Raw genomic sequence first — 24743 nt, 5'->3', positions numbered from 1 at the left:
CACGTAGCATGTGCGGCTGCACGGGACGTGGTTGCTCATGACAACCCGCCTGCCCACCGGAGAATGGAGCCCCTCTTGGGCGCGCCGACACAAGAGGCCCCCTTGCTCGAAGCCCCCGTCGTGGACGCCGGACGGAAGCTTCCGACGCCCGGCGCGGGTGGGCAGCTGCCCTCATTGACCGGTATGCGGTGGGCCGCCGCGTTCATGGTGTTTCTGTACCACATACGTAACTTCGGCTACTTCGGCGGTGAGAAGAAGTCCCTCGTCGACTGGGCCTTCGGGCCCGGACTGGTCGGGGTCAGCTTCTTCTTCATCCTCTCCGGCTTCGTGCTGACTTGGTCGGCGCGGCCGGGTGACCGTGTCATGGCGTTCTTGCGGCGCAGACTGGCCCGTGTCTACCCCGTCCATCTGGTGACGGCCCTCATCGCCCTGGCGCTCGGGTTCACCCTGCTGCCGAAACTCGAGCCGCGCGGCTACCAGGAGGTCGTCGCGAACCTTCTCCTGGTCAGCTCGTGGGACCACGGGTGGTGGCAGGTCGTCAATCCCGTCAGCTGGTCCCTGGTCTGCGAGGCCTTCTTCTACGCCTGCTTCCCGCTGATCTTCGCGGTTCTGCGCCGGCTGGGCCCGCGCGTGCTCACCGCCGTGGTCGTCGTGGCCATGGTGACGGTGGTCTACCTCCCGAAGCTCCAGCCGCATCTGGAAGCCGGGTTCGTGCTGAACACCCACCCCGCCGGGCGGATTCCGGAATTCATCCTCGGGGTGGCCGTCGCCAGGCTGGTGCAGCTCGGCCGCTGGCGCGGTCCGGGCCTCGAAGGAGCCCTGGCCATCACCCTGGTCGGATACTTCATGTACCCGTACATCCCTGGCTCGTACGGAGCGACCACCGTCGTCGGCTTCGCGCTCCTGATCGCCGCCGCGGCCGTCGCCGACATCGAGGGCAGGCCCTCGATGTGGCGCGGGGCCTGGCTCGTGCGGCTGGGGGAGTGGTCCTTCTCGTTCTACATGGTCCATCTGCTGGTCCTGCTGCTCACCGTCCCGCTGTTCGGGAAGAAGCCCCATTTCGACACCCTCACGGCTCTGACGGCGACCGCCGCCGTCTTCGCGGTCGCCCTCGCCCTCTCGGCGGCCCTGTACTACGCCGTCGAACTGCCCGGAAGACGGCTGCTGCTGGGGAAGGGCCGCCGACGCGGCTGACGGCCGCCACCACGCCGAAGGCCCGGTTCACCGAGAGGGTGAGCCGGGCCTTCGTGTGCCGCCTCCGTCAGGGAGACGCCGGGGGGTACAGCGACCGGGGGAGCTGTGAGGCCGCCGCCGCGTCCAGGAGCCACAGGGTGCGCGAGCGGCCGTGAGCGCCCGCTGCCGGGGCCTGGATCTCGCCCGCGCCCGAGAGGGCTATCGCCGCCGCCCCGGCCTTGTCCTCGCCGGCCGCCAGGAGCCAGACCTCGCGGGCCGCCCGGATGGCCGGGAGGGTCAGCGAGACACGGGTGGGCGGCGGCTTCGGCGCGCCGTGGACGCCGACCACCGTGCGCTGGGTCTCGCGGACCGCCGGGTGCTCCGGGAAGAGCGAGGCGACATGGGTGTCCGGGCCGACGCCCAGCATCAGGACGTCGAAGGTCGGCACGGCGGCATGGTCCTCCGGGCCGGCCGCAGCGGCCAGTTCCGCCGCGTAGGCCGCCGCGGCGGAGTCCACGTCGGTGCCGTACACGCCCTCCGACGCGGGCATCGCGTGCACCCGCTTCGGGTCCAGCGGAACGCTGTCGAGCAGCGCCTCGCGGGCCTGGGTGACATTGCGCTCCGGGTCGCCCTCCGGCAGGAAACGCTCGTCACCCCACCACAGGTCCAGGCGCGACCAGTCGATCGCGTCCCGGGCCGGCGCCGAACTCAGCGCCGCCAGAAGGCCGTTGCCGTTGCGGCCGCCGGTGAGCACGATCGAGGCGGAGCCGCGGGCGGCCTGTGCGTCCACCACTTTCGTGATCAGCCGTGCCGCCGCCGCCTCGGCCATCAGCTCCTTGTCGCGGTGGACGACGAGCTGAGGCGTACTCACTTCGAGGCCGCCTTCTTCGCCGGAGCCTTCTTCGCCGGCGCGGCCGCGGAGTCGCCGGCGGACGCCGGGGCCTCGGGCGCCTTGCCGGCTCCCTCAGCCCCCTCGCCGAGCCGCTCCACTCCGAACCGCAGCGCCGAGGCGTAGGTGTCGTCCGGGTCCAGCCGCCGCAGTTCCTCCGCGATCAGCTCTGCCGTCTCGCGGCGCTTCAGCGCCACCGCGCGGTCCGGCTGCCCCTGGATGGACAGGGTCGCCAGCGAGCCGTCGGGCCGGTCGAGGACGATCGGACCGCCGGAGGTCTCCATGCGTACGGCCGTCAGGCCCGGGCCGGACGACACGGAGCGCCGCACCGGAATCTTCAGCCGTTCGGCCAGCCACATGGCGAGCAGCTCGACGCTGGGGTTGAACTCCTCGCCCTCCACCTCGGCGCCGGTGACCTCGCAGACGACCTGGTCCAGGGCCGCCGCGAGCATCGAGCGCCACGGCGTGATCCGGGTCCAGGACAGGTCCGTGTCACCGGGGGTGTACGCCTCCGCGCGGGACTTCAGCTCCTGGGCGGGGTGTTCGGCCGCGTAGGTGTCGGTGACCCGGCGCTGGGCAAGGGCGCCCAGCGGGTCGTTCGCCGGGTCGGTCGGCGCGTTCACCGGCCACCAGACGACGACCGGCGCGTCGGGCAGCAGCAGCGGGAGCACCACGGACTGGGCGTGGTCGATGATCTCGCCGTACAGCCGGAGTACCACCGTCTCGCCGGTGCTGGCGTCGGCGCCGAGGCGCACCTCGGCGTCGAGGCGCGCCTTCGCCCGGTCGCGCGGCGAGCGCGAGACCCGCTTGATGACGACCAGGGTGCGCGACGGGTGCTCGCGGGAGGCGTCGTTGGCGGCCTTCAGCGCGTCGTAGGCGTTCTCCTCGTCGGTGACGATGACGAGGGTGAGCACCATGCCGACGGCCGGGGTCCCGATGGCCCGCCGCCCGAGCACCAGCGCCTTGTTGATCTTGCTGGACGTGGTGTCCGTAAGGTCGGTCTTCATGGCCGGCGCCAGCTCCGTCCGTCTCGTGCGAGCATTTCGTCCGCCTCGACCGGACCCCAGGTCCCCGCCGGGTACTGGGCCGGCTTGCCGTGCCGGTCCCAGAACTCCTCGATCGGGTCGAGGATCTTCCAGGAGAGCTCGACCTCCTCGACCCGCGGGAAGAGGTTGGAGTCACCGAGCAGCACGTCGAGAAGGAGCCGCTCGTACGCCTCGGGGCTGGACTCGGTGAAGGACTCGCCGTACGCGAAGTCCATCGAGACGTCCCGGACCTCCATCGACGTGCCCGGCACCTTGGAACCGAAGCGCATCGTCACACCCTCGTCCGGCTGGACGCGGATGACGAGCGCGTTCTGCCCGAGCTCCTCCGTGGCCGTGTGGTCGAAGGGGGAGTGGGGGGCGCGCTGGAAGACCACCGCGATCTCGGTGACGCGGCGGCCGAGGCGCTTGCCGGTGCGGAGATAGAAGGGGACGCCCGCCCAGCGGCGGTTGTCGATCTCCAGCTTGATGGCCGCGAAGGTGTCGGTCTTCGACTTGGGGTCGATGCCCTCCTCCTGGAGGTAGCCGACCGCCTTCTCGCCGCCCTGCCACCCCGCCGCGTACTGACCGCGGACCGTGCTCTTGGAGAGGTCCTTGGGCAGCTTCACCGCGCCCAGCACCTTCGTCTTCTCGGCCGCGAGCGCGTCCGGGTCGAAGGCGGCGGGCTCCTCCATCGCGGTCAGTGCGAGCAGCTGGAGAAGGTGGTTCTGGATGACGTCACGGGCGGCGCCGATGCCGTCGTAGTACCCGGCGCGGCCGCCGATGCCGATGTCCTCGGCCATGGTGATCTGGACGTGGTCGACATAGGACCGGTTCCAGATCGGCTCGAAGAGGGTGTTGGCGAAGCGGAGCGCCAGGATGTTCTGGACGGTCTCCTTGCCCAGGTAGTGGTCGATCCGGAAGACCTCGTTGGGCGGGAAGACCTCGTGGACGACCGAGTTGAGCTCCTTCGCGGAGGCCAGGTTGTGGCCGAAGGGCTTCTCGATGACCGCCCGGCGCCAGGAACCGTTCTTCTGGTCGGCGAGTCCGTGCTTCTTGAGCTGCTGGACGACCTTGGGGAAGAACTTCGGAGGCACGGACAGATAGAAGGCGAAGTTGCCGCCGGTGCCCTGGGCCTTGTCCAGCTCCTCGACGGTGGACTTCAGCTGCTCGAAGGCGTCGTCGTCGTCGAAGTCGCCCTGGACGAAGCGCATCCCCTGGATCAGCTGCTGCCACACCTCCTCGCGGAACGGTGTGCGGGCGTGCTGCTTGACGGCCTCGTGGACCTCCTGCGCGAAGTCCTCGTCCTGCCACTCGCGGCGCGCGAACCCGATGAGCGCGAAGCCCGGCGGGAGCAGGCCGCGATTGGCCAGGTCGTAGACGGCAGGCATCAACTTTTTACGGGACAAATCGCCCGTGACACCGAAAATGACCAGGCCCGACGGCCCCGCGATACGCGGGAGCCGTCGGTCTGCGGGGTCACGCAGCGGGTTGCTGCTTGACAAAGTGCTACGCCTCCGAAGGTGCGAGGCGCTCAAGCTCCGCCTCGGTCGACTTGAGCAGGTCGTTCCAGGACGCCTCGAACTTGTCGACGCCCTCGTCCTCCAGTACCTGGACCACGTCGTCGTACGAGATGCCGAGCTTCTCGATGGCGGCGAGCTCGGCGCGGGACTGGTCGTACGTGCCGTGGATCGTGTTCCCGGTGACCTCGCCGTGGTGGGCGGTGGCCTCCAGCGTGCCCTCCGGCATGGTGTTCACCGTGCCCGGGGCGACCAGGTCGACCACGTACAGGGTGTCCTTGTACGCCGGGTCCTTGACGCCGGTCGAGGCCCACAGCGGACGCTGCTTGTTGGCGTGCGCCTTGTCGAGGGCGGCCCAGCGCTCCGAGCCGAACACCTCCTCGTACGCCTCGTACGCCAGACGGGCGTTGGCCAGCGCGGCCTTGCCCTTCAGCGCCTTGGCCTCGGCGGTACCGACCCCGTCCAGACGCTTGTCGATCTCGGTGTCCACACGGGACACGAAGAAGGACGCCACGGAGTGGATCCTGGACAGGTCCAGCCCGCGCTCCTTGGCCTTCTCCAGCCCGGCCAGGTACGCGTCCATGACCGCGCGGTAGCGCTCCAGCGAGAAGATCAGCGTCACATTGACGCTGATGCCGAGGCCGATGACCTCGGTGATCGCCGGCAGGCCCGCCTTGGTGGCCGGAATCTTGATCAGGGTGTTGGGGCGGTCCACCAGCCACGCCAGCTGCTTGGCCTCGGCCACCGTCGCCCGCGTGTCGTGCGCCAGCCGCGGGTCCACCTCGATGGACACCCGGCCGTCCTGGCCCTCGGTCGCGTCGAAGACCGGACGCAGGATGTCGGCGGCGTCACGGACGTCCGCCGTCGTGATCATGCGGATGGCCTCTTCGACGGTCACCTTGCGGGCGGCGAGGTCGGCGAGCTGCTGCTCGTACCCGTCACCCGACGAGATGGCCTTCTGGAAGATCGAGGGGTTGGTGGTGACACCCACGACGTGCTGCTGGTCGATCAGTTCGGCGAGGTTGCCGGACGTGATCCGCTTGCGCGACAGGTCGTCCAGCCAGATCGCGACGCCTTCGTCGGAGAGGCGCTTGAGTGCGTCTGTCATGAGAATTGCTCCTAGTCGTACGTATACCGGCGTCAGCGCGCGGCGGCGGCAATCGATTCCCGGGCGGCGGAGGCGACCGCGTCGGCGGTGAATCCGAACTCGCGGAAGAGGACCTTGGCGTCGGCCGAGGCACCGAAGTGCTCCAGCGAGACGATCCGGCCGGCGTCACCCACGTACTTGTGCCAGGTCAGACCGATACCGGCCTCGACCGCGACACGTGCCCTGACCGACGGCGGCAGGACGCTGTCCTTGTACGCCTGGTCCTGCTCCTCGAACCACTCCACCGACGGCATCGAGACCACCCGGGTCGGCACACCGGCCGCCTGGAGCTGCTCGCGCGCCTCGACGGCCAGGTGAACCTCGGAGCCCGTACCGATCAGCACGACCTCGGGCGCTGCGTTCTGCCCGGAGGGCCCTTCGGCGTCGAACATGACGTAGCCGCCCTTGGCCGCGTCCTCGTTCCACGGGTACGTCGGCACACCCTGGCGGGTCAGCGCGAGGCCGTGCGGGGCGCCCTTGCCGAACACCTTGGTGTGGCGCTTGAGGATCTCGCGCCAGGCGATCGAGGTCTCGTTGGCGTCCGCCGGACGGACCACGTTCAGACCGGGGATCGCGCGCAGCGACGCCAGGTGCTCCACCGGCTGGTGCGTCGGGCCGTCCTCGCCCAGACCGATCGAGTCGTGCGTCCAGACGTACGTCACCGGCAGGTGCATCAGCGCGGAGAGCCGCACCGCGTTGCGCATGTAGTCGGAGAACACCAGGAAGGTGCCGCCGTAGATCCGGGTGTGACCGTGCAGCGCGATGCCGTTCATCTCCGCGGCCATGGAGTGCTCGCGGATACCGAAGTGGATCGTGCGGCCGTACGGGTCGGCCTCCGGCAGCGGGTTGCCCTTCGGCAGGAACGAGGAGCTCTTGTCGATGGTCGTGTTGTTCGAGCCGGCCAGGTCGGCGGAGCCGCCCCACAGCTCGGGGATGATCGCGCCGAGCGCCTGCAGCACCTTGCCGGACGCGGCACGGGTGGCGACACCCTTGCCCGTCTCGAAGACCGGAAGCTGCTTCTCCCAGCCCTCGGGAAGCTCGTTGGCCTGGATGCGGTCGAACTCGGCGGCGCGCTCCGGGTTGGCGGTGCGCCACTCGGACAGCGACTTCTCCCACTCGGACCTGGCCTCGCGGCCGCGGTCCAGAGCGCCACGCGTGTGCTTGATGACCTCGTCGGAGACCTCGAAGGTCTGCTCCGGGTCGAAGCCGAGGACGCGCTTGGTGGCCGCGACCTCCTCGTCGCCGAGCGCCGAGCCGTGCGCGGCCTCGGTGTTCTGGGCGTGCGGGGCGGGCCAGGCGATGATCGAGCGCATCGCGATGAACGACGGCCGCTCGGTCTCGGCCTCGGCGGCCCTGATCGCCGCGTACAGTCCGGCCGGGTCGAGGTCGCCGTTCTCCTTGGGCGCCACGCGCTGGACGTGCCAGCCGTACGCCTCGTACCGCTTGAGGGTGTCCTCGGAGACGGCCGTCTCGGTGTCGCCCTCGATCGAGATGTGGTTGTCGTCCCACAGCAGGATCAGGTTGCCGAGCTTCTGGTGACCGGCCATCGAGGACGCCTCGGCGGAGATGCCCTCCTGGAGGCAGCCGTCACCGGCGATCACGTAGACGTTGTGGTCGAACGGCGACGTGCCCGGGGCCGCGTCCGGGTCGAACAGGCCCCGCTCGTAACGGGCGGCCATCGCCATGCCCACGGCGTTCGCGACACCCTGGCCCAGCGGGCCGGTGGTCGTCTCCACACCCGCGGTGTGTCCGTACTCCGGGTGGCCCGGGGTCTTGCTGCCCCACGTGCGGAAGGCCTTGAGGTCGTCCAGCTCCAGCCCCCACCCGCCGAGGTACAGCTGGGTGTAGAGCGTCAGGGACGAGTGGCCGGCGGACAGGACGAAACGGTCACGCCCGACCCACTCCGGATCCGCCGGATCGTGCCGCATCACCTTCTGGAAGAGGGTGTACGCGGCCGGGGCCAGACTCATGGCCGTACCAGGATGGCCGTTGCCGACCTTCTGTACGGCGTCCGCGGCCAGGATGCGAGCGGTGTCCACGGCCCGCTGGTCCAACTCGGTCCACTCGAGGTCTGTGGTGGTCGGCTTGTTGCTCACCCTGAGTCAGGGCTCCTCTCCACATGTTCGAAACCCGGTGACTGAGGGCGCACCGGCGTTGTCGAGCCTACCCTTGCGTCAGCGTGCATCTTTTCGAGTGCATGTCCCACGAAAAAGAAGACACAGCCAGACTGAGGGCGACTGTGTCACTTCGCCTCCCGGCGGGGTCCACCGCTGGTCCATCCCCGGTCCATTCCATGCGGCGAGGGCCTCCAACACGAGCCCACCCCGGCGAAGAACGGCGTATGGGCAACGTCTACAGTGGCGTGGTACGCGCAAGTATTTACCGGGCCTTCACACGCGCCCGGGCAGCTTGCTGGGAATTCTCTGTCAGGGGTGTGCGTGACGGCCGTCGAGTCCCGACCCGCAGGGGTCGTCTTGACTCCCAGCCCGGGGGGCCACAGGCCATTCGGTGCCCGCGTCAAGGCATTCGTGGCGCTGACCAAGCCGCGGATCATCGAACTGCTGCTCATCACCACCGTTCCGGTGATGTTCCTCGCCGAGCAGGGCGTGCCGAACCTGTGGCTGGTCGTGGCCACCTGTGTCGGCGGCTACCTCTCGGCGGGCGGCGCCAACGCGCTGAACATGTACATCGACCGCGACATCGACGCCCTGATGGACCGCACCTCGCAGCGTCCGCTGGTCACCGGGATGGTGTCACCGCGCGAGGGGCTGGTCTTCGGCCTCACCCTCGCGGTGGTCTCCACGGTCTGGTTCGGCCTGCTGGTCAACTGGCTGTCCGCGGCGCTCTCGCTCGGTGCTCTGCTCTTCTACGTCATCGTCTACACGATGATCCTCAAGCGCCGCACCGCGCAGAACATCGTGTGGGGCGGCATCGCCGGCTGTCTGCCGGTCCTGATCGGCTGGTCGGCCGTCACCAACTCGATGTCCTGGGCCGCGGTCATTCTCTTCCTCGTCATCTTCTTCTGGACGCCGCCGCACTACTGGCCGCTGTCGATGAAGGTGAAGGAGGACTACGCGCGCGTGGGCGTGCCGATGCTCCCGGTCGTCGCGAGCAACAAGGTCGTCGCCCGGCAGATCGTCCTCTACAGCTGGGTGATGGTCGCCGTCTCGCTGCTGCTCCAGCCGCTCGGCTACACCGGCTGGTTCTACACGGCGGTGGCGCTGGCCACCGGCGGCTGGTGGCTGTGGGAGGCGCACGCCCTCCAGGCCCGCGCCAAGTCCGGCGCGACCGGGGCGAAGCTCAAGGAGATGCGGCTCTTCCACTGGTCCATCACCTATGTCTCGCTGCTCTTCGTGGCGGTCGCGGTGGACCCCTTCCTGCGCTGACGTCCGCACGACGCGAGAAATCGTCCGAACGGGCGGGTGACGTGGTCAAGGCCACGTGACCCGCCCGTCGCCAGTCGATCTACCCGTCGGTAGCATCCTGCTCATGGCAGACACCAAGCAGGCAGAGCGCAAGGCGGCCAAGCTCGCCCAGCGGATCCAGGCGTTCTCCAAGGAGCACGGCGGCGCCGAGGGGCAGCTCGCGTACATCGGGCAGGGGGGCACCCGCATCGTCCTCGTCGGCGAGGACGGCGGCTGGGGCGACCTGGTGGCCCCCACGCACGACGTCGCGCGGAGCGCCGCCGAGAAGGCCGGTCTCACCCTCCACGAGAACTTCGACGGCGAGTTCGCCGCGAAGGTCGTCACCGGCCGGTACGAGTGGACCCGGATGGCCGGCATCCAGATCGGCGGCCCCTCCAACAACTGAGGCAACACCTCGCGCGGGGCTCACCCGTTAGGACGTGTGGAAGCGCGTCCATCGCAGGGAGCCCCCGAATGATCGACACCCCGACCCTGGTGGACCAGTACTGCCACGGGGTGCTCCGCACGGAGCTCGGCCTCGGCACCTTCGAGGCGCACCTCGGCAGGACCGCCGGGCCGCCCGCGCCCGGCACCACGTACTTCGACACCCAGACGGGGTTCGCGGTACGGCGCTGGTGCCCGCCGCTGCTCGGCCTGGAGCCCCACTGCCCGCCCGCGCGCTATCTGGCCCGCAGACGTGAACTCGGCGTCCTGGAGTCCGGGCGGCGGCTGCTGCGGGCCAGCGGGATCTCCACCTACCTGGTGGACACCGGCGTTTCAGGGGATCTGACCGGACCGGCCGAGATCGCCGCGACGGGCGCCGCCGAGGCCCATGAGATCGTCCGCCTGGAACTCCTGGCCGAGCAGGTCGCCGACACCTCCGGCACGGTCGACTCGCTGCTCGCCAATCTCGCCGAGGCCGTGCACGGCGCCGCCGTCTCCGCCGTCGCCTTCATCTCCGTGGCGGGCCCGCGGTGCGGCCTCTCCCTCGCCCCCGAACCGCCGGGCCCCGGCGACGTGCGCGGCGCCGCCGGACGCTGGCTGTCGGGCCGGCCGGTCGGAGGCCGGCTGACCGACCCCGTACTGCTGCGGCATCTGCTGTGGATCGCGATCGCCTCGGGGCGACCGCTCCAGCTCCATGTGGGTGTCGAGGACCCGACACCGCTCGCCGGATTCGCCGAGGCGACCGCCGGGCTCGGCGCCGATCTGATCCTGCTGCACGGCTATCCCTACCACCGCCAGGCCGCGCATCTGACGAGCGTCTTCCCGCATGTGTACGCCGATCTCGGTCCCGTCCTCGCCCAGACCGGGGCGCGGGCGGCGGCGGTGCTCGCCGAGATCCTGGAGCTCGCCCCGTTCGGGAAGCTGCTCTTCTCCAGCGGGGCGCACGGGCTGCCCGAGCTGCATGTGGTGGCCGCGAGCATCTTCCGGGAGTCGCTGGGCCGGGTGCTCGACGAATGGACTGCCGCCGGCGCCTGGTCGCGCGCGGACGCGCTCCGGGTCGCCGGGATGATCGCGGCGGGCAACGCCCGTCGCGTGTACGGACTCCGCCAGGGCCCGAAGGACAGGTCCTAGGCTAGGCCCTGGCCATCTCGGTGTCGGGCTGGGACGGGATCTCCACCGACGACACCGGGCGCTCACGCAGGCTCAGCGCGAGGCGCACCACGGCGATCCACATCAGCGAGGAGCCGAGCATGTGCAGGGCGACCAGGACCTCCGGGACCTGGGTGAAGTACTGGACGTAGCCGATCACGCCCTGGGCGAGGACCACGATCAGCAGATCGCGGGCACGGGCGCGGGTGTCGTCGGGGGCGTCCACGACGCGCAGCACCAGCCACATCGCCACCGCGAGCGCGCAGACCACCCAGGCGGCGATCGCGTGGACGTGGGCGGCGTCCGTCCAGTCCCACGGCATCCGCGGTACGTCGCTGCTGTCACCGGCGTGCTTGCCGGAACCGGTCACCGTCGTCCCCAGCGCGATCAGCACCGCCGAGACGATCGTGATCGCCCACGACAGCTTCCGTACCGGTCCCGGTACGCGCGGGCGGGGGGCGCCGTCGCCCTCGCGGGCGCGGAGCCAGGTGATCGTCGCCACGGTCAGCAGCGCGTTCGCGGCGAGGAAGTGCCCCGCCACCGTCCACGGGTTGAGGCCCGCCCAGACGGTGATGCCACCGATGACGGCGTTGCTCATCACGATCCAGAACTGCGCCCACGCCAGTCGGGTCAGCGCGCGGCGCCGGGGCTTGGCGGAGCGCGCCGCGATGATCGCCCAGCCCACGGCCGCGCTCAGCACGTACGTGAGCATGCGGTTGCCGAACTCGATCGCGCCGTGGACGCCCTGCTCGGGCGTGGCGAAGAGACTGTCGTCCGTGCACTTGGGCCAGGTGTCGCAGCCGAGACCGGAACTGGTCAGCCGGACGGCGCCACCCGTGATGATGATGACCACGCTCATCACGACGGCGGCGAGCGCGGCACGCTGGAGCGTTCGTGGGGTGGCAGTCCAGCGCCGGGCGATATAAGCGAGGGGGGTCAACACGGGCTCCATCGTAGGCGGCCGCTTGTGCATGGATTCACGAGGGGGTGGCCCCGGGGCGGGCGCGGCCGCCACCGGGCTCACTCCCAGCGGAAGAACCGGGCGGCGGCGCCCAGACCGAGCACCGCCCACACCGCGAGGATCCCGAGGTCGCCCCACGGCATACCGGACCCGTCCTGGAGGACCGCGCGCAGCCCGTCGGAGAGCGCCGAGATCGGCAGCAGCTCCAGGACCGAACGGGCCGCCTCCGGGAACTTCTCCAGCGGCACGATCACCCCGCCGCCGACGAGCAGCAGCAGGAAGACCAGATTGGCGGCGGCCAGCGTCGCCTCGGCCTTGAGCGTGCCGGCCATGAGCAGCCCGAGACCGGAGAAGGCGGCGGTGCCCAGCACGAGCAGCAGGACCACCGTGACCGGGCTGCCCTGCGGCGACCAGCCGAGCGCCAGCGCGATCACGGTCAGGAGCGCGATCTGGAGCACCTCGGTGACCAGGACCGACAGGGTCTTGGCGGTCATCAGCGCCCAGCGGGGCAGCGGGGAGGCGCCGAGCCGCTTGAGGACTCCGTACCTGCGCTCGAAGCCGGTGGCGATGGCCTGGCCGGTGAAGGCCGTGGACATCACGGCGAGGGCCAGTACACCTGGGGTCAGGAAGTCGACGGACTTCCCCGCTCCGGTGTCGACGACGTCGACCGTCGAGAAGAGGACCAGGAGAAGGGACGGGATGATCACGGTGAGCAGCAGCTGCTCACCGTTGCGCAGCAGCATCCTCGTCTCGAACAGGGTCTGCGCGGTGATCATCCGCCCCAGGGGCGCGGCCCCCGGGCGGGGTGTGTACGTGCCGGCGCTCATGCCCGCAGCTCCTTACCGGTCAGCCCCAGGAAGACGTCTTCGAGGGAGTGGCGCTCCACGGCGATGCCCTCGGGCATCACGCCGTGCTGCGCGCACCAGGTCGTCACCGTCGCCAGCAGCTGCGGGTCGACCGTTCCGCTGATGCGGTACGCGCCCGGGGTCACCTCCGCCGCAGCGGTGCCGTCCGGGAGCGCCTTCAGCAGCGAGCCGACGTCGAGGCCGGGGCGGCCGGTGAAGCGCAGGGTGTTCTCGGCGCCGCCCCGGCACAGCTCCTCGGGGCTCCCGTGCGCGACGACCCGGCCCGCGTCGATGATGGCGACGTCGTCGGCCAGCTCCTCGGCCTCGTCCATGAAGTGCGTGGTCAGCACGGTCGTCACCCCGTCGGCGCGCAGCTCGCGGACCAGGTCCCAGGTGGAGCGGCGGGCCTGCGGGTCGAGGCCCGCGGTCGGCTCGTCCAGAAAGACCAGCTCGGGCCGGCCGACGACCGCCATGGCGAGCGCGAGGCGCTGCTGCTGGCCGCCCGAGAGCCGGCGGTAGGTGGTCCGGCCGCAGGAGCCGAGGCCGAGGCGTTCGATCAGCGCGTCCACGTCGAGCGGGTGCGCGTGCAGCTTCGCCATGTGGCGGAGCATCTCGTCGGCGCGGGCGCCGGAGTAGACGCCGCCGGACTGGAGCATCACGCCGATCCGGGGGCGCAGTCGCGCGGCGTCGGCGACCGGGTCGAGCCCGAGGACGCGAACCGTGCCGGCGTCGGCCCGGCGGTAGCCCTCGCAGGTCTCGACCGTGGTGGTCTTCCCGGCGCCGTTGGGCCCGAGGACGGCGGTCACCGTGCCCGCGCGGACGTCGAGGTCGAGGCCGTCCACGGCGGTCTTGGATCCGTACCGCTTGACCAGGCCCCGGACCTGGACCACGGACTCGTTCTTCATGACGGGAAGTCTAGAGAGGGCGCGCGGGCCCCCGGAGCGCGGGGCGTCCCCCGAGGCCGACGGGCCGGGAATGGCCTGAACCGGCACACGGCCGCCGTATCGGACGGCGATCGACACCCGGCGCCACGAAGGCGTCCGCGGACACGCGCGGTGACATCCGCAGCCGGCGGCGCCACCGCGCTCCCCACGACACGCCGGTCGGCGGAGCGGATGGTCCGGCGCGTCGAGGACCGGTCCGACCAGCTGATACGCCCTCGGCGGGATGTCGGACGCCTCCTTCGGGAGCGCGCTCGACGTGTGCCGAAACGATCATTTCCGCAGGTCACCTTAGGTATACCTAAGTGATGTACCGCACCGGCTGTTGATCGGGACGCGGGTTGTCACGGTCGAAGGAATTACGCAACAATGGCGTTGTGAAAAACGTCGGCGAGGCTCCAGTGGAGGAACTCGCGACCGGTGAGCGGTCCACCCGCAACCGGGTCGCGCGCTCCATCCTGGACCACGGCCCGTCCACGGTCGCCGATCTCGCGAAGCGTCTCGGCCTCACCCAGGCGGCCGTCCGCCGGCATCTCGACTCGCTCGTCGCCGAGAACGTCGTGGAAGCCCGCGAGCAGCGCGTGTACGGCGCCCGCACCCGCGGCCGCCCCGCCAAGGTCTTCGCGCTCACCGACTGTGGCAGGGATGCCTTCGACCAGTCCTACGACTCGCTCGCGGTGGACGCCCTGCGCTGGATCGAGCGGAACGCCGGGGGAGAGGCCGCCGTCGCGGCCTTCGCCCGCGACCGGCTCGAGGCCCAGGCGGAGACCTACCGCGAGGCCGTGGAGGCCGCCGACCCCGAGGACCGGACCGAGGCGCTGGCCAGGGCCCTGTCGGCCGACGGGTACGCTGCAACGGCGCGGAACGCGCCGGTCGGCGAACAGCTGTGCCAGCACCACTGCCCGGTCGCCCACGTCGCCGAGCAGTATCCGCAGCTGTGCGAGGCGGAGACGGAGGTCTTCTCCCGCCTGCTCGGAACGCATGTGCAGCGGCTGGCCACGATCGCGCACGGCGACGGGGTGTGCACGACCTTCATCCCCCACAGCGCCCCACAGACCACCACACCATCAGCATCCGCAAGTACGGCCGGGAGGAACCCCGCATGACCACCGAGATCAGCCACCCCGAGCTCGAGGGCCTGGGTCGGTACGAGTACGGCTGGGCCGACTCGGACGCGGCCGGTGCCACCGCCAAGCGCGGCCTCTCCGAGGACGTCGTCCGCGACATCTCCGCGAAGAAGAACGAGCCCGAGTGGATGCTGAAGCTGCGGCTCAAGGGTCTGCGGCTCTTCGGCAAGAAGCCCATGCCGAGCTGGGGCTCCGACCTGTCGGGCATCGACTTCGACAACATCAAGTACTTCGTGCGGTCCACGGAGAAGCAGGCGGAGTCCTGGGAGGACCTGCCCGAGGACATCAAGAACACGTACGACAAGCTCGGCATCCCCGAGGCGGAGAAGCAGCGCCTCGTCGCCGGTGTCGCGGCCCAGTACGAGTCCGAGGTCGTCTACCACCAGATCCGGGAGGACCTGGAGGAGCAGGGCGTCATCTTCCTCGACACCGACACCGCGCTCAAGGAGCACCCGGAGCTCTTCCAGGAGTACTTCGGCACGGTCATCCCGGTCGGCGACAACAAGTTCGCGTCGCTGAACACCGCGGTGTGGTCCGGCGGATCGTTCATCTACGTCCCCAAGGGCGTGCACGTCGAGATCCCGCTGCAGGCCTACTTCCGTATCAACACGGAGAACATGGGCCAGTTCGAGCGGACGCTGATCATCGTCGACGAGGACGCCTACGTCCACTACGTCGAGGGCTGCACCGCCCCGATCTACTCCTCGGACTCGCTGCACAGCGCCGTGGTCGAGATCATCGTCAAGAAGGGCGGCCGCTGCCGCTACACGACCATCCAGAACTGGTCGAACAACGTCTACAACCTGGTCACCAAGCGCGCCGTGGCCTATGAGGGCGCGACCATGGAGTGGGTCGACGGCAACATCGGCTCCAAGGTGACCATGAAGTACCCGGCCGTCTACCTCATGGGCGAGCACGCCAAGGGCGAGACGCTGTCCATCGCCTTCGCGGGCGAGGGCCAGCACCAGGACGCCGGCGCCAAGATGGTCCACATGGCCCCGAACACCTCCTCGAACATCGTCTCCAAGTCGGTGGCGCGAGGCGGCGGCCGCACCTCCTACCGCGGTCTGATCGAGATCGGCGAGGGTGCCCAGGGCGCCAAGTCCAACGTGCTCTGCGACGCTCTTCTCGTGGACACCATCTCCCGCTCCGACACGTACCCCTACGTGGACGTGCGTGAGGACGACGTGTCCATGGGCCACGAGGCGACCGTCTCCAAGGTCTCCGACGACCAGCTCTTCTACCTGATGAGCCGGGGTCTGACCGAGTTCGAGGCGATGGCGATGATCGTGCGTGGCTTCGTCGAGCCGATCGCCAAGGAGCTGCCGATGGAGTACGCGCTGGAGCTCAACCGGCTGATCGAGCTGCAGATGGAAGGCTCGGTGGGCTAGCCCGCCCGCAGCAGCCCGGATCCAGTCCCCCGGCTCACCCCGTGAGCCCTGTGACCCCGAAGGGCGCCCGGCCGCTTGCCGGAGCAGCAGGCTCCGGCCAGGCGGCCGCGCCCCGCAGGGCGAGCGAACGTACCGAAGCAGAAAGTGAGCACGACGACAGCCATGGCTGAGGCTCAGAACATCCCGGCGGGCTCCACCACCGCCGGCTCGATCGCGGTGGCCGCCGAGTCGACCGTCGCCACGCGCATGAGCGCGCCCCCGTCCTTCGACGTCGCGGACTTCCCCGTCCCGCACGGCCGCGAGGAGGAGTGGCGCTTCACGCCGCTGGAGCGGCTGCGCGGCCTGCACGACGGCACCGCCGTCGCGAACGGCGAGGGCCCCAAGGTCGAGATCGAGGCGCCCGAGGGTGTCACCGTGGAGACCGTCGGCCGCGACGACGCGCGCCTCGGCAAGGCCGGTACGCCGGTCGACCGGGTCGCCGCGCAGGCGTACAGCGCCTTCGAGAAGGCCTCCGTCGTCTCCGTGCCCAAGGAGACCGTCCTCACCGAGCCCATCCGGATCGCCGTGCACGGCCAGGGCGGCACCGCCTTCGGCCACCAGGTGATCGAGCTCGGCGCGTTCGCCGAGGCCGTCGTGGTCATCGACCACACCGGCGACGGCGTCCTCGCCGCCAACGTGGACTACGTCCTCGGTGACGGCGCCAAGCTCACCGTCGTCTCCATCCAGGACTGGGACGAGAAGGCCGTCCACGTCGCCCAGCACAACGCGCTGGTCGGCCGCGACGCCTCCTTCAAGTCGGTCGTCGTCACCTTCGGCGGTGACGTCGTGCGCCTGCACCCCCGCGTCGCGTACGCGGGCACCGGCGGCGAGGCCGAGCTCTTCGGCCTGTACTTCACCGACGCCGGCCAGCACCAGGAGCACCGCCTGCTGGTCGACCACAACACCCCGCACTGCCGCTCCAACGTGGCGTACAAGGGGGCTCTCCAGGGCGAGGCCGCGCACGCCGTCTGGATCGGCGACGTGCTGATCCAGGCCGCCGCCGAGGGCACCGACACCTACGAGCTCAACCGGAACCTGGTTCTGACGGACGGCGCCCGCGTCGACTCCGTACCGAACCTGGAGATCGAGACCGGCGAGATCGTCGGCGCGGGTCACGCCTCCGCGACCGGCCGCTTCGACGACGAGCAGCTCTTCTACCTGCAGTCCCGTGGCATCCCGGCCGGCGAGGCCCGTCGCCTCGTGGTCCGCGGCTTCTTCGCGGAACTCGTCCAGCAGATCGGTCTGCCGGACCTCGAGGAGCGCCTCATCGCCAAGATCGATGCGGAGCTGGAGGCGTCCGTCTGATGGCCTTCGTCCGAGTCTGTGGGCTGAGCGAGCTGGAGGAGAACACCCCGAAGCGGGTGGAACTCGACGGCACGCCGGTCTCCCTCGTCCGCATCGACGGCGAGGTGTTCGCGATCAACGACATCTGCTCGCACGCGAACGTCTCCCTGTCCGAGGGCGAGGTGGAGGACTGCTCCATCGAGTGCTGGCTGCACGGCTCCAGCTTCGACCTGCGCACCGGCAAGCCCTCCGGCCTTCCCGCGACGCGCCCCGTCCCCGTATACCCCGTCAAGATCGAAGGGGACGATGTGCTCGTCTCCGTCACCCAGGAGTCCTGAGTCACCCATGGCTACGCTTGAAATCCGCGACCTGCACGTCTCCGTCGAGGCCGAGAACGGCCCCCGTGAGATCCTCAAGGGCGTCGACCTGACCGTGAAGCAGGGCGAGACCCACGCCATCATGGGCCCCAACGGCTCCGGCAAGTCGACCCTCGCGTACTCGATCGCGGGTCACCCCAAGTACACGATCACCAAGGGCACCGTGACCCTCGACGGCGAGGACGTCCTCGAGATGTCCGTCGACGAGCGCGCCCGCGCCGGCATGTTCCTGGCCATGCAGTACCCGGTCGAGGTCCCCGGCGTCTCGGTCTCCAACTTCCTGCGCACCTCGGCCACGGCGATCCGCGGCGAGGCGCCCAAGCTGCGCACCTGGGTGAAGGAGGTCAAGTCCGCGATGGAGCAGCTCCAGATGGACCCGGCCTTCGCCGAGCGCAATGTCAACGAGGGCTTCTCCGGCGGTGAGAAGAAGCGCCACGAGATCCTTCAGATGGAGCTCCTCAAGCCGAAGATCGCGATCCTCGACGAGACCGACTCCGGCCTCGACGTCGACGCGCTGCGCCAGGTCTCCGAGGGCGTCAACCGGGTCCGCGAGACCGGTGAGGTCGGCACCCTGCTGATCACGCACTACACCCGGATCCTCCGTTACATCAAGCCCGACTTCGTGCACGTCTTCGCGCACGGCCGCATCGCCGAGTCCGGCGGCGCCGAGCTCGCCGACAAGCTGGAGAACGAGGGTTACGAGTCCTACGTGAAGGGTGGCGCTACCACGTGATGCAGCTGCCGGGCCTCCTCGACACCGAAGCGATCCGCAAGGACTTCCCCCTGCTGGATCGTGTGGTCCACGACGGGAAGAAGATCGTCTACCTGGACAGCGCTGCGACCTCGCAGAAGCCGCGCCAGGTCCTCGACGCGCTGAACGAGTACTACGAGCGGCACAACGCCAACGTTCACCGCGGCGTGTACACGGTCGCCGAGGAGGCCACGGCGCTGTACGAGGGCGCCCGCGACAAGGTCGCCGCCTTCATCAACGCGCCGAGCCGCGACGAGGTGATCTTCACCAAGAACGCCTCCGAGTCGCTCAACCTCGTGGCCAACATGCTGGGCTGGGCGGACGAGCCGTACCGCGTGGACCACGAGACCGAGATCGCCATCACGGAGATGGAGCACCACTCCAACATCGTGCCGTGGCAGCTGCTCTCGCAGCGCACCGGCGCGAAGCTGAAGTGGTTCGGCCTCACCGACGACGGCCGTCTGGACCTCTCCAACATCGAAGAGGTCATCACCGAGAAGACCAAGATCGTCTCGTTCACGCTGGTCTCGAACCTGCTGGGCACGATCAACCCGGTCGAGACAATCATCCGGCGCGCGCAGGAAGTCGGCGCGATGGTCTGCATCGACGCCTCGCAGGCCGCCCCGCACATGGTGCTGGACGTGCAGGCGCTCCAGGCCGACTTCGTGGCCTTCACCGGCCACAAGATGTGCGGCCCGACGGGTATCGGTGTGCTGTGGGGCCGCCAGGAGCTCCTGGAGGACCTTCCGCCGTTCCTCGGCGGCGGCGAGATGATCGAGACCGTGTCGATGCACTCGTCGACGTACGCGCCGGCGCCGCACAAGTTCGAGGCGGGTACGCCCCCGATCGCCCAGGCCGTCGGCCTCGGCGCGGCCGTGGACTACCTGTCGGCGATCGGCATGGACAAGATCGCCGCTCATGAGCACGCCATCACCGAGTACGCGGTGCGACGCCTGCAGGAGGTCCCCGACCTGCGGATCATCGGCCCGGTGACGGCCGAGGACCGCGGTGCCGCGATCTCCTTCGTGCTCGGCGACATCCACCCGCACGACGTGGGCCAGGTCCTGGACGAAGAGGGCATCGCCGTCCGCGTCGGACACCACTGCGCGCGGCCGGTCTGCCTGCGGTACGGAATTCCTGCGACCACGCGAGCGTCGTTCTATCTGTACTCCACGCCGGCCGAGGTCGACGCCCTGGTCTCCGGCCTGGAGCACGTACGGAACTTCTTCGGCTGAGGGGCTGCTGGGACGTGAAGCTTGATTCGATGTACCAGGACGTCATCCTGGACCACTACAAGCACCCCCACGGGCGCGGTCTGCGGGACGGCGACGCCGAGGTGCACCACGTCAACCCGACGTGCGGTGACGAGATCACGCTCCGTGTGAAGTACGACGGATCGCGGATCGAGGACGTCTCGTACGAGGGTCAGGGCTGCTCGATCAGCCAGGCCTCGGCCTCCGTGCTGAACGAACTGCTGGTCGGGAAGGACCTGGCCGAGGCGCAGACGATCCAGGGCACCTTCCTGGAGCTGATGCAGTCCAAGGGCAAGATCGAGCCGGACGACGCGATGGAGGAGATCCTGGAGGACGCGGTCGCGTTCGCCGGTGTCTCGAAGTACCCCGCCCGGGTGAAGTGCGCTCTGCTGAGCTGGATGGCGTGGAAGGACGCGACGGCCCAGGCTCTGGGAGAGCGACCCGAGAACGCAGTGAGGAAGTCGGCATGACCGAGAACGCAGAGGCCACCATGAAGCCGGCCTCCGAGGAAGAAGTCCGCGAGGCGCTGTACGACGTCGTGGACCCCGAGCTGGGGATCGATGTCGTGAATCTCGGCCTGATCTACGGCATCCACATCGACGACTCCAATGTCGCGACGCTGGACATGACCCTGACGTCGGCGGCGTGCCCGCTGACCGATGTGATCGAGGACCAGGCGAAGGCCGCGACCGACGGCATCGTCAACGAGCTCAAGATCAACTGGGTCTGGATGCCGCCGTGGGGCCCGGACAAGATCACGGACGACGGTCGCGAGCAGCTGCGCGCGCTCGGTTTCAACGTCTGACGCCAGGCGTCCCCGGCGTCCACGACGCGCGAACGGCCATGCCCCCCAGGCAGACTGGGGGGCATGGCCGTTCGCATGTACCACCTTGTCGTCGACGCCCACGATCTGCCCGCCCTGGCCCGGTTCTGGTGCCAGGTGCTCGACTGGAAGGTGCTCTTCGAGGCCGAGGACGAGATCGTCATCGGCGCGGACGAGTACGCGATGCCCGGCATGTGTTTCGTCCCCGTCCCGGAGACCAAGACGGTGAAGAACCGGCTGCACATCGATCTCGCCCCCGACGACCAGGCCGCCGAGGTCGAGAGGATCCTCGGCCTCGGGGCGCGGCGGGTCGATGTCGGGCAGGGTCAGGACGTCGGCTGGGTCGTCCTCGCCGATCCGGAGGACAACGAGTTCTGCGTACTGCGGCCGAAGACGTCGCTCACGGACTGAACGGCGGCGGCGGGGTCACCCCGGCCGCCTGGGCGAGCGCCGGGGCCAGATTCTCCTTGCGGATGCGCAGGTCGACGTAGACCAGGGCGGTGACCAGCGGCGGGAACGTCGAGAAGACGATCTGCCCGATGAACTGGCCGACCATCAGGATGATCAGGCTCGTACCGACCGCTGCCAGGACCTGCCCGGTAGAGGGGGACGACCCGAGATCCATCGTGCTCATGCTGCCCGGAATCGACGCGAAGGCGGCCACGAGCTGCTGGACCAGCATGTTCGCCACGCCCGCCATCGTCCCGGCCAGGAACGTGATCCCGAAGACGCGCCACCAGGAGCCCTGGATCAGTCGCGAGGAGCGCTTCATGGCGGCGAACGCGCCCTGGCCCTCGAAGACGGCGGCCGACGGGGCGAGGCTGAACTTCACCCACAGCCAGATCGCCAGCGGAGTGACCGCCAGGGCGCCCAGGAACGCGAGGAAGGGGACGACGAGCGGGCCCGTGCCGGCGTCCAGCAGGACCACTGCGAGTGCGGTGAAGGCCGCGATGAACAGCCCGAGGGGCAGCAGCATGATCAGCCCGGTCAGGAAGACCGTGCCGAGCACGGCGGGGACCCGGGCCCAGGCGCGTGCCCAGACGGCGCGGAAGGTGGTCGGCGCGCCGAGGACCGCGTCCTGGAGCACGGTGGGACTGGCCGCGTAGACCACGCTGCTCGCGAGCAGCAGCACCACCATGGCCACGACCCAGACACAGGCCAGGGCTATGAGCAGCGGGCGGCCGTCCTCCCAGGAGCTGCCGCCCCGCGGCGGATCGAAGATCGCGGGCAGATGGTCCCCGACCGCCGCGTAGGCGATCGCGACCGCCGCGCAGACGATCAGCGACGCCGCGCCGTACGCGGCCAGGGCCGTGCCGAGCAGCGGTTTCCAGTAGCGGCCGACCGCCGCGAAGGCCCCGCTCAGAAGTTCACTCGTCTTGAGGGGAGCGAGGGGAATCACTCCGGGCTTCGGGGGCGGTGGAGGTGTCCACCCGTACGGACCCGGCGGTACGCCCCACCCCATGTTCTGCGTCATGCGGGACACCGTAGCCGTACGGGTGTACGGGCCGTTGTGTACGGTAGTACGCATGGGATACGGACTGCTGGCCGGGGCCATCGCGGCGGAGATCGTGGGCACGACCGCCATGAAGTACAGCGAGGGCTTCACCCGGCTCTGGCCCTCGCTGATCACCGTCGTCGGATATCTGATCGCCTTCACCCTCCTCGCCCAGACGCTGAAGACGCTCCAGATCGGCACCGCGTACGCGATCTGGTCGGGTGTCGGCACCGCGGCCGTCGCCGCCATCGGCATGTTCTTCATGGACGAGTCCACGAGCTTCGCGAAGATCGTTGGAATCCTACTGGTCATCGCGGGTGTCGTAGTCCTGAACACCGGCGGCGCGCACTGATGGCCCGCCGCTACGACCCCGACCGCCGACAGCGCATCATCGACGCGGCGCTGCGGGTCGTCGGCCGCGCCGGCCTCGCCGGCCTGAGCCACCGCAGGGTGGCCGCCGAGGCGGACGTGCCGCTGGGCTCCACCACGTACCACTTCGCCTCCCTCGACGAACTCCTCGTCGCCGCCCTGCGCCAGGCCGACGACGGCTTCGCCCTCACCCTGCGGGAGAGCGGCGCGCTCGCCGACCCGGAGACGGACCTCGCGGAGGAGCTGGCCCGGCTGATGGGGGTGTGGCTGGCCGGCGAGCGCATCCGCGTGGAGCTGGAGTACGAGCTCCATCTCGCGGCGCTGCGCAGGCCTGCGTTGCGCCCGGTCGCCGCGGAGTGGACCGACGGCGTGACAGAGTCGCTGGGCCGCCGCACCGACCCGGCCACCGCGCGGGCGCTGGTCGCGCTGATGGACGGGATCTGTCTGCAGGCGCTGCTGACTGACGCGGCGTACGACGAGGAGTACGCACGCGAGATGCTCGGGCGGCTCCTGCGCTGAGCCGGGGCCGGGGCCCGTGAACCCTTTCGGCGCCATCGGGCAACAAGGGGTGTGACAGCAACCGACACCACGAGAAGAGGGCCAGTGGCAGGACCACCGGCCCCTGACGATTCGGCGGTCATAGCCCAGTCGCTCGAACGGCCCGAACTCTTCGCCGAGCTGTACAACCGGTACGCCGCCGACATCCACCGCTACGCCGCGCGCCGGCTCGGCGACACGGCAGCCGACGACATCGCGGCGGAGACCTTCCTCGCCGCCTTCCGGGCGCGCTCCCGCTACGACCTCGCCAGGGCGGGCGCCCGGCCCTGGCTGTACGGCATCGCCGCCAACCTCATCGGCAAGCAGCGCCGCACCGAGGTCCGCGCCCTGAAGGCCCTCGCCCGCACCGGCCACGACCCGGTCGCCGAGTCCTGGGCCGACGGCGCGGTGGACCGCGTCGCCGCCCAGGCCGTCCACGCGCCCCTGGCCTCGGCGCTCGCCGGCCTGTCCGCGGGCGACCGGCACGTACTGCTCCTGGTCGCCTGGGAGGACTTCACGTACCAGGAGGTCGCGGAGGCGCTCTCCGTCCCCGTCGGGACGGTCCGGTCCCGGCTGAACCGCGCGCGGCGCAAGGTGCGCGAGGTGCTCGGCGACACCGACCCCACCCTCGTGCACGACATCGCCCAGGAGGCGATCAGCCATGGATGAGATGAAGACACTCCAGCAGTTCCGGGCCGACGCCCCCGACCCGGACCGGGCCAGGCTGGCACCTGGGCGACAGCGCCTCCTCGACGGCATGGCCCGCCGCCGCAGCCCTCGGGTCCACTGGAAGCTCGCGTCCCTCGGCGCCGCCGCGGCGATCACCGCGGCCGCGGTGCTGGCGACGCAGCTCGGGAGCCAGGGGCCGGAGCAGGAGCCACGGCTGCAGAGCGTGGCGGCGGCCAGGATGGAGCAGGCGGCCCGGACCGTCGGACAGCGCCAGGCCGAGCGGCCGGACGGCGCGTGGCTCTACCGCAAGGTGCTGACCAAGCAGGAGCCGTACGCGGTCTCCTTGGCCTCGGTATCCGGGCTCCTGGTCGGGCCGATCCGACGGGAGCCTCACGCGGCGGCTCTGCGCACCGTCGAGACGTGGACGCACCTGCGCACCGGTGAGAACTGGATCAACATGGCAGCCGGCGGCGAAACGCCCCCCCTGCGCGTGACGCCGAAGGAGTCGCCCGAGGAACTTCGAGACAAGATCGCCGAGCTGCCCGCCGACCCGGAGGGACTGTTCCAGGCCCTCGAAGAGATCGTTCCCGCCGTCCCCGCGCGGGGAGGCTCCGAGGCCCTCGCCAACTACCAGCGCGTCCAACGCGTGCTGTCCGACGTCGACATCATCCCTCCGGAGGTGCACGCCTCTCTCTTCCGCGCCCTCGGCACGCTTCCCGGGATCACGATCGTCGAGGACGCCAGGGACGCGTTGGGGCGCCCCGCTCTGTCCGTCGTCATGCCGGATCCGCGTCTCGCCAAGGACGCGAACCTGAGGAGCGACCTCATGCTCGACCCGGTGACCTATGAGTACCGGGGTGAACAGCGTGTCTTCCTCGCCGGCGGAGTGGTGGACGGCAAGCTGAGCACGAAGGACATCGTGCTCATGACCAGTTCCCCGTCGGCGCAGGACTACGTCGACAAGCCCGGTCGGCGGTCCTGACCGTGCGCGCGAGGCCCCGCCGCCGCCCCGGCCCTTCCGGAGCGGCGGGGGGGGGACGCGTGGGGAAACGGGATCACCCGGAACCACACCCAACCCCGGGAAAAGCGTCCCCCTACCACCCCCCCCAGCTGTGGTTTCCCCCCCCGCGAAA

General features: G+C 70.0%; 26 protein-coding genes. 17 read left to right on the top strand and 9 right to left on the bottom strand.

Features of this window, described 5'->3' with window-relative positions; genetic code table 11:
* Positions 1 to 102 precede the first annotated feature (102 nt).
* Positions 103 to 1194, top strand: coding sequence for an acyltransferase family protein (locus ACZ5VC_RS00700; protein ID WP_469117977.1), 1092 nt, complete (start codon positions 103 to 105; stop codon positions 1192 to 1194).
* A 67-nt stretch (positions 1195 to 1261) separates the two neighbouring features.
* On the opposite strand, the gene pgl is transcribed toward ACZ5VC_RS00700, so the two are convergent.
* From pgl to tkt, 5 genes are read right to left on the bottom strand one after another with little or no spacing between them, the layout of a single operon-like run.
* Positions 1262 to 2044 (bottom strand): 6-phosphogluconolactonase, encoded by a 783-nt coding sequence (gene pgl / locus ACZ5VC_RS00695; RefSeq protein WP_469117976.1) that lies wholly within the window; start codon positions 2042 to 2044, stop codon positions 1262 to 1264.
* Positions 2041 to 3069: a glucose-6-phosphate dehydrogenase assembly protein OpcA gene (gene opcA, locus ACZ5VC_RS00690; RefSeq protein WP_469117975.1), complete on the bottom strand. Its 1029-nt coding sequence runs from the start codon at positions 3067 to 3069 to the stop codon at positions 2041 to 2043. The genes pgl and opcA overlap by 4 nt, the downstream gene beginning before the upstream one ends.
* Positions 3066 to 4589 (bottom strand): glucose-6-phosphate dehydrogenase, encoded by a 1524-nt coding sequence (gene zwf, locus ACZ5VC_RS00685; RefSeq protein WP_469117974.1) that lies wholly within the window; start codon positions 4587 to 4589, stop codon positions 3066 to 3068. Before zwf ends, opcA begins: the two co-directional genes overlap by 4 nt.
* A gap of 4 nt (positions 4590 to 4593) precedes the next feature.
* Positions 4594 to 5712, bottom strand: coding sequence for a transaldolase (tal, locus tag ACZ5VC_RS00680; protein ID WP_469117973.1), 1119 nt, complete (start codon positions 5710 to 5712; stop codon positions 4594 to 4596).
* A 32-nt stretch (positions 5713 to 5744) separates the two neighbouring features.
* Positions 5745 to 7847 carry a transketolase gene (gene tkt / locus ACZ5VC_RS00675; protein ID WP_469117972.1) on the bottom strand — a complete coding sequence of 701 codons (2103 nt, stop codon included), beginning with the start codon at positions 7845 to 7847 and terminating at the stop codon, positions 5745 to 5747.
* A 342-nt stretch (positions 7848 to 8189) separates the two neighbouring features.
* On the opposite strand from tkt, the gene ACZ5VC_RS00670 reads away from it, so the two are divergent.
* The 3 genes from ACZ5VC_RS00670 (at position 8190) to ACZ5VC_RS00660 (ending at position 10730) form a co-directional block, all read left to right on the top strand.
* Positions 8190 to 9137: a heme o synthase gene (locus tag ACZ5VC_RS00670; protein WP_469117971.1), complete on the top strand. Its 948-nt coding sequence runs from the start codon at positions 8190 to 8192 to the stop codon at positions 9135 to 9137.
* 103 nt (positions 9138 to 9240) lie between these two features.
* On the top strand, positions 9241 to 9561 hold the full coding sequence (locus ACZ5VC_RS00665; protein ID WP_469117970.1) for a hypothetical protein: 321 nt from the start codon (positions 9241 to 9243) through the stop codon (positions 9559 to 9561).
* A 68-nt stretch (positions 9562 to 9629) separates the two neighbouring features.
* Positions 9630 to 10730: an amidohydrolase family protein gene (locus ACZ5VC_RS00660; RefSeq protein ID WP_469117969.1), complete on the top strand. Its 1101-nt coding sequence runs from the start codon at positions 9630 to 9632 to the stop codon at positions 10728 to 10730.
* Position 10731: 1 nt separating this feature from the next.
* On the opposite strand, the gene ACZ5VC_RS00655 is transcribed toward ACZ5VC_RS00660, so the two are convergent.
* From ACZ5VC_RS00655 to ACZ5VC_RS00645, 3 genes are read right to left on the bottom strand one after another with little or no spacing between them, the layout of a single operon-like run.
* Positions 10732 to 11721, bottom strand: coding sequence for a COX15/CtaA family protein (locus ACZ5VC_RS00655; RefSeq protein WP_469117968.1), 990 nt, complete (start codon positions 11719 to 11721; stop codon positions 10732 to 10734).
* Between the two features lie 47 nt (positions 11722 to 11768).
* Positions 11769 to 12536, bottom strand: coding sequence for an ABC transporter permease (locus ACZ5VC_RS00650; protein WP_469117967.1), 768 nt, complete (start codon positions 12534 to 12536; stop codon positions 11769 to 11771).
* The gene (locus tag ACZ5VC_RS00645) at positions 12533 to 13459 is read right to left on the bottom strand and encodes an ABC transporter ATP-binding protein (protein WP_469117966.1); all 927 of its coding nucleotides are present in this window, start codon (positions 13457 to 13459) and stop codon (positions 12533 to 12535) included. Before ACZ5VC_RS00645 ends, ACZ5VC_RS00650 begins: the two co-directional genes overlap by 4 nt.
* Positions 13460 to 13872: 413 nt before the next feature.
* Between ACZ5VC_RS00645 and ACZ5VC_RS00640 the strand changes: the two genes are divergently transcribed.
* From ACZ5VC_RS00640 to ACZ5VC_RS00600, 9 genes are all read left to right on the top strand, one after another.
* Positions 13873 to 14601, top strand: coding sequence for a helix-turn-helix transcriptional regulator (locus tag ACZ5VC_RS00640; RefSeq protein ID WP_469117965.1), 729 nt, complete (start codon positions 13873 to 13875; stop codon positions 14599 to 14601).
* Entirely contained in the window at positions 14598 to 16013 is a 1416-nt protein-coding gene (gene sufB, locus ACZ5VC_RS00635) for a Fe-S cluster assembly protein SufB (protein WP_469117964.1), read from the top strand. The genes ACZ5VC_RS00640 and sufB overlap by 4 nt, the downstream gene beginning before the upstream one ends.
* Positions 16014 to 16175: 162 nt before the next feature.
* A complete protein-coding gene (gene sufD, locus ACZ5VC_RS00630) occupies positions 16176 to 17357 on the top strand; it encodes a Fe-S cluster assembly protein SufD (RefSeq protein WP_469117963.1) in 1182 nt (393 codons plus the stop codon).
* The gene (locus ACZ5VC_RS00625; RefSeq protein ID WP_469117962.1) at positions 17357 to 17674 is read left to right on the top strand and encodes a bifunctional 3-phenylpropionate/cinnamic acid dioxygenase ferredoxin subunit; all 318 of its coding nucleotides are present in this window, start codon (positions 17357 to 17359) and stop codon (positions 17672 to 17674) included. The genes sufD and ACZ5VC_RS00625 overlap by 1 nt, the downstream gene beginning before the upstream one ends.
* A gap of 7 nt (positions 17675 to 17681) precedes the next feature.
* Complete coding sequence (sufC, locus tag ACZ5VC_RS00620) at positions 17682 to 18446, top strand: Fe-S cluster assembly ATPase SufC (protein ID WP_468711213.1); 765 nt, start codon at positions 17682 to 17684, stop codon at positions 18444 to 18446.
* Positions 18443 to 19699: a cysteine desulfurase gene (locus tag ACZ5VC_RS00615; RefSeq protein ID WP_469117961.1), complete on the top strand. Its 1257-nt coding sequence runs from the start codon at positions 18443 to 18445 to the stop codon at positions 19697 to 19699. Before sufC ends, ACZ5VC_RS00615 begins: the two co-directional genes overlap by 4 nt.
* A 14-nt stretch (positions 19700 to 19713) precedes the next feature.
* Positions 19714 to 20187, top strand: a complete 474-nt coding sequence (sufU, locus tag ACZ5VC_RS00610) for a Fe-S cluster assembly sulfur transfer protein SufU (protein WP_469117960.1) — start codon at positions 19714 to 19716, stop codon at positions 20185 to 20187.
* A complete protein-coding gene (locus tag ACZ5VC_RS00605; RefSeq protein WP_046907888.1) occupies positions 20184 to 20522 on the top strand; it encodes a metal-sulfur cluster assembly factor in 339 nt (112 codons plus the stop codon). Before sufU ends, ACZ5VC_RS00605 begins: the two co-directional genes overlap by 4 nt.
* A 63-nt stretch (positions 20523 to 20585) precedes the next feature.
* Positions 20586 to 20951: a VOC family protein gene (locus tag ACZ5VC_RS00600; protein ID WP_469117959.1), complete on the top strand. Its 366-nt coding sequence runs from the start codon at positions 20586 to 20588 to the stop codon at positions 20949 to 20951.
* Here the strand turns inward: ACZ5VC_RS00600 and ACZ5VC_RS00595 are convergent.
* Positions 20941 to 22014, bottom strand: a complete 1074-nt coding sequence (locus ACZ5VC_RS00595) for an oxidoreductase (RefSeq protein WP_469117958.1) — start codon at positions 22012 to 22014, stop codon at positions 20941 to 20943. The two genes, ACZ5VC_RS00600 and ACZ5VC_RS00595, sit on opposite strands and share 11 nt — an antisense overlap.
* A 52-nt stretch (positions 22015 to 22066) precedes the next feature.
* Between ACZ5VC_RS00595 and ACZ5VC_RS00590 the strand changes: the two genes are divergently transcribed.
* The 4 genes from ACZ5VC_RS00590 to ACZ5VC_RS00575 all read left to right on the top strand — a co-directional run bounded on the left by ACZ5VC_RS00590 (position 22067) and on the right by ACZ5VC_RS00575 (position 24592).
* Positions 22067 to 22387 (top strand): DMT family transporter, encoded by a 321-nt coding sequence (locus ACZ5VC_RS00590; RefSeq protein WP_469117957.1) that lies wholly within the window; start codon positions 22067 to 22069, stop codon positions 22385 to 22387.
* Positions 22387 to 22923 (top strand): TetR/AcrR family transcriptional regulator, encoded by a 537-nt coding sequence (locus ACZ5VC_RS00585; protein WP_469117956.1) that lies wholly within the window; start codon positions 22387 to 22389, stop codon positions 22921 to 22923. The genes ACZ5VC_RS00590 and ACZ5VC_RS00585 overlap by 1 nt, the downstream gene beginning before the upstream one ends.
* 84 nt (positions 22924 to 23007) lie before the next feature.
* Positions 23008 to 23610, top strand: a complete 603-nt coding sequence (locus ACZ5VC_RS00580; RefSeq protein ID WP_469117955.1) for an RNA polymerase sigma factor — start codon at positions 23008 to 23010, stop codon at positions 23608 to 23610.
* Complete coding sequence (locus ACZ5VC_RS00575; protein ID WP_469117954.1) at positions 23603 to 24592, top strand: CU044_5270 family protein; 990 nt, start codon at positions 23603 to 23605, stop codon at positions 24590 to 24592. Before ACZ5VC_RS00580 ends, ACZ5VC_RS00575 begins: the two co-directional genes overlap by 8 nt.
* The last annotated feature ends 151 nt before the right edge of the window (positions 24593 to 24743 follow it).

This window comes from Streptomyces sp. NPDC033174, assembly GCF_055577795.1.
This window is presented reverse-complemented; position numbering and strand designations above follow the sequence as displayed.

Bases quoted from the DNA above. Each gene is read 5' to 3' on its own strand.
- opcA (WP_469117975.1), bottom strand. From the start codon at position 3,069: ATGAAGACCGACCTTACGGACACCACGTCCAGCAAGATCAACAAGGCG.
- tal (WP_469117973.1), bottom strand. From the start codon at position 5,712: ATGACAGACGCACTCAAGCGCCTCTCCGACGAAGGCGTCGCGATCTGG.
- ACZ5VC_RS00665 (WP_469117970.1), top strand. From the start codon at position 9,241: ATGGCAGACACCAAGCAGGCAGAGCGCAAGGCGGCCAAGCTCGCCCAG.
- ACZ5VC_RS00660 (WP_469117969.1), top strand. From the start codon at position 9,630: ATGATCGACACCCCGACCCTGGTGGACCAGTACTGCCACGGGGTGCTC.
- ACZ5VC_RS00655 (WP_469117968.1), bottom strand. From the start codon at position 11,721: ATGCACAAGCGGCCGCCTACGATGGAGCCCGTGTTGACCCCCCTCGCT.
- ACZ5VC_RS00650 (WP_469117967.1), bottom strand. From the start codon at position 12,536: ATGAGCGCCGGCACGTACACACCCCGCCCGGGGGCCGCGCCCCTGGGG.
- ACZ5VC_RS00645 (WP_469117966.1), bottom strand. From the start codon at position 13,459: ATGAAGAACGAGTCCGTGGTCCAGGTCCGGGGCCTGGTCAAGCGGTAC.
- sufB (WP_469117964.1), top strand. From the start codon at position 14,598: ATGACCACCGAGATCAGCCACCCCGAGCTCGAGGGCCTGGGTCGGTAC.
- sufD (WP_469117963.1), top strand. From the start codon at position 16,176: ATGGCTGAGGCTCAGAACATCCCGGCGGGCTCCACCACCGCCGGCTCG.
- ACZ5VC_RS00625 (WP_469117962.1), top strand. From the start codon at position 17,357: ATGGCCTTCGTCCGAGTCTGTGGGCTGAGCGAGCTGGAGGAGAACACC.
- sufC (WP_468711213.1), top strand. From the start codon at position 17,682: ATGGCTACGCTTGAAATCCGCGACCTGCACGTCTCCGTCGAGGCCGAG.
- ACZ5VC_RS00605 (WP_046907888.1), top strand. From the start codon at position 20,184: ATGACCGAGAACGCAGAGGCCACCATGAAGCCGGCCTCCGAGGAAGAA.
- ACZ5VC_RS00600 (WP_469117959.1), top strand. From the start codon at position 20,586: ATGGCCGTTCGCATGTACCACCTTGTCGTCGACGCCCACGATCTGCCC.
- ACZ5VC_RS00595 (WP_469117958.1), bottom strand. From the start codon at position 22,014: ATGACGCAGAACATGGGGTGGGGCGTACCGCCGGGTCCGTACGGGTGG.
- ACZ5VC_RS00590 (WP_469117957.1), top strand. From the start codon at position 22,067: ATGGGATACGGACTGCTGGCCGGGGCCATCGCGGCGGAGATCGTGGGC.
- ACZ5VC_RS00585 (WP_469117956.1), top strand. From the start codon at position 22,387: ATGGCCCGCCGCTACGACCCCGACCGCCGACAGCGCATCATCGACGCG.
- ACZ5VC_RS00575 (WP_469117954.1), top strand. From the start codon at position 23,603: ATGGATGAGATGAAGACACTCCAGCAGTTCCGGGCCGACGCCCCCGAC.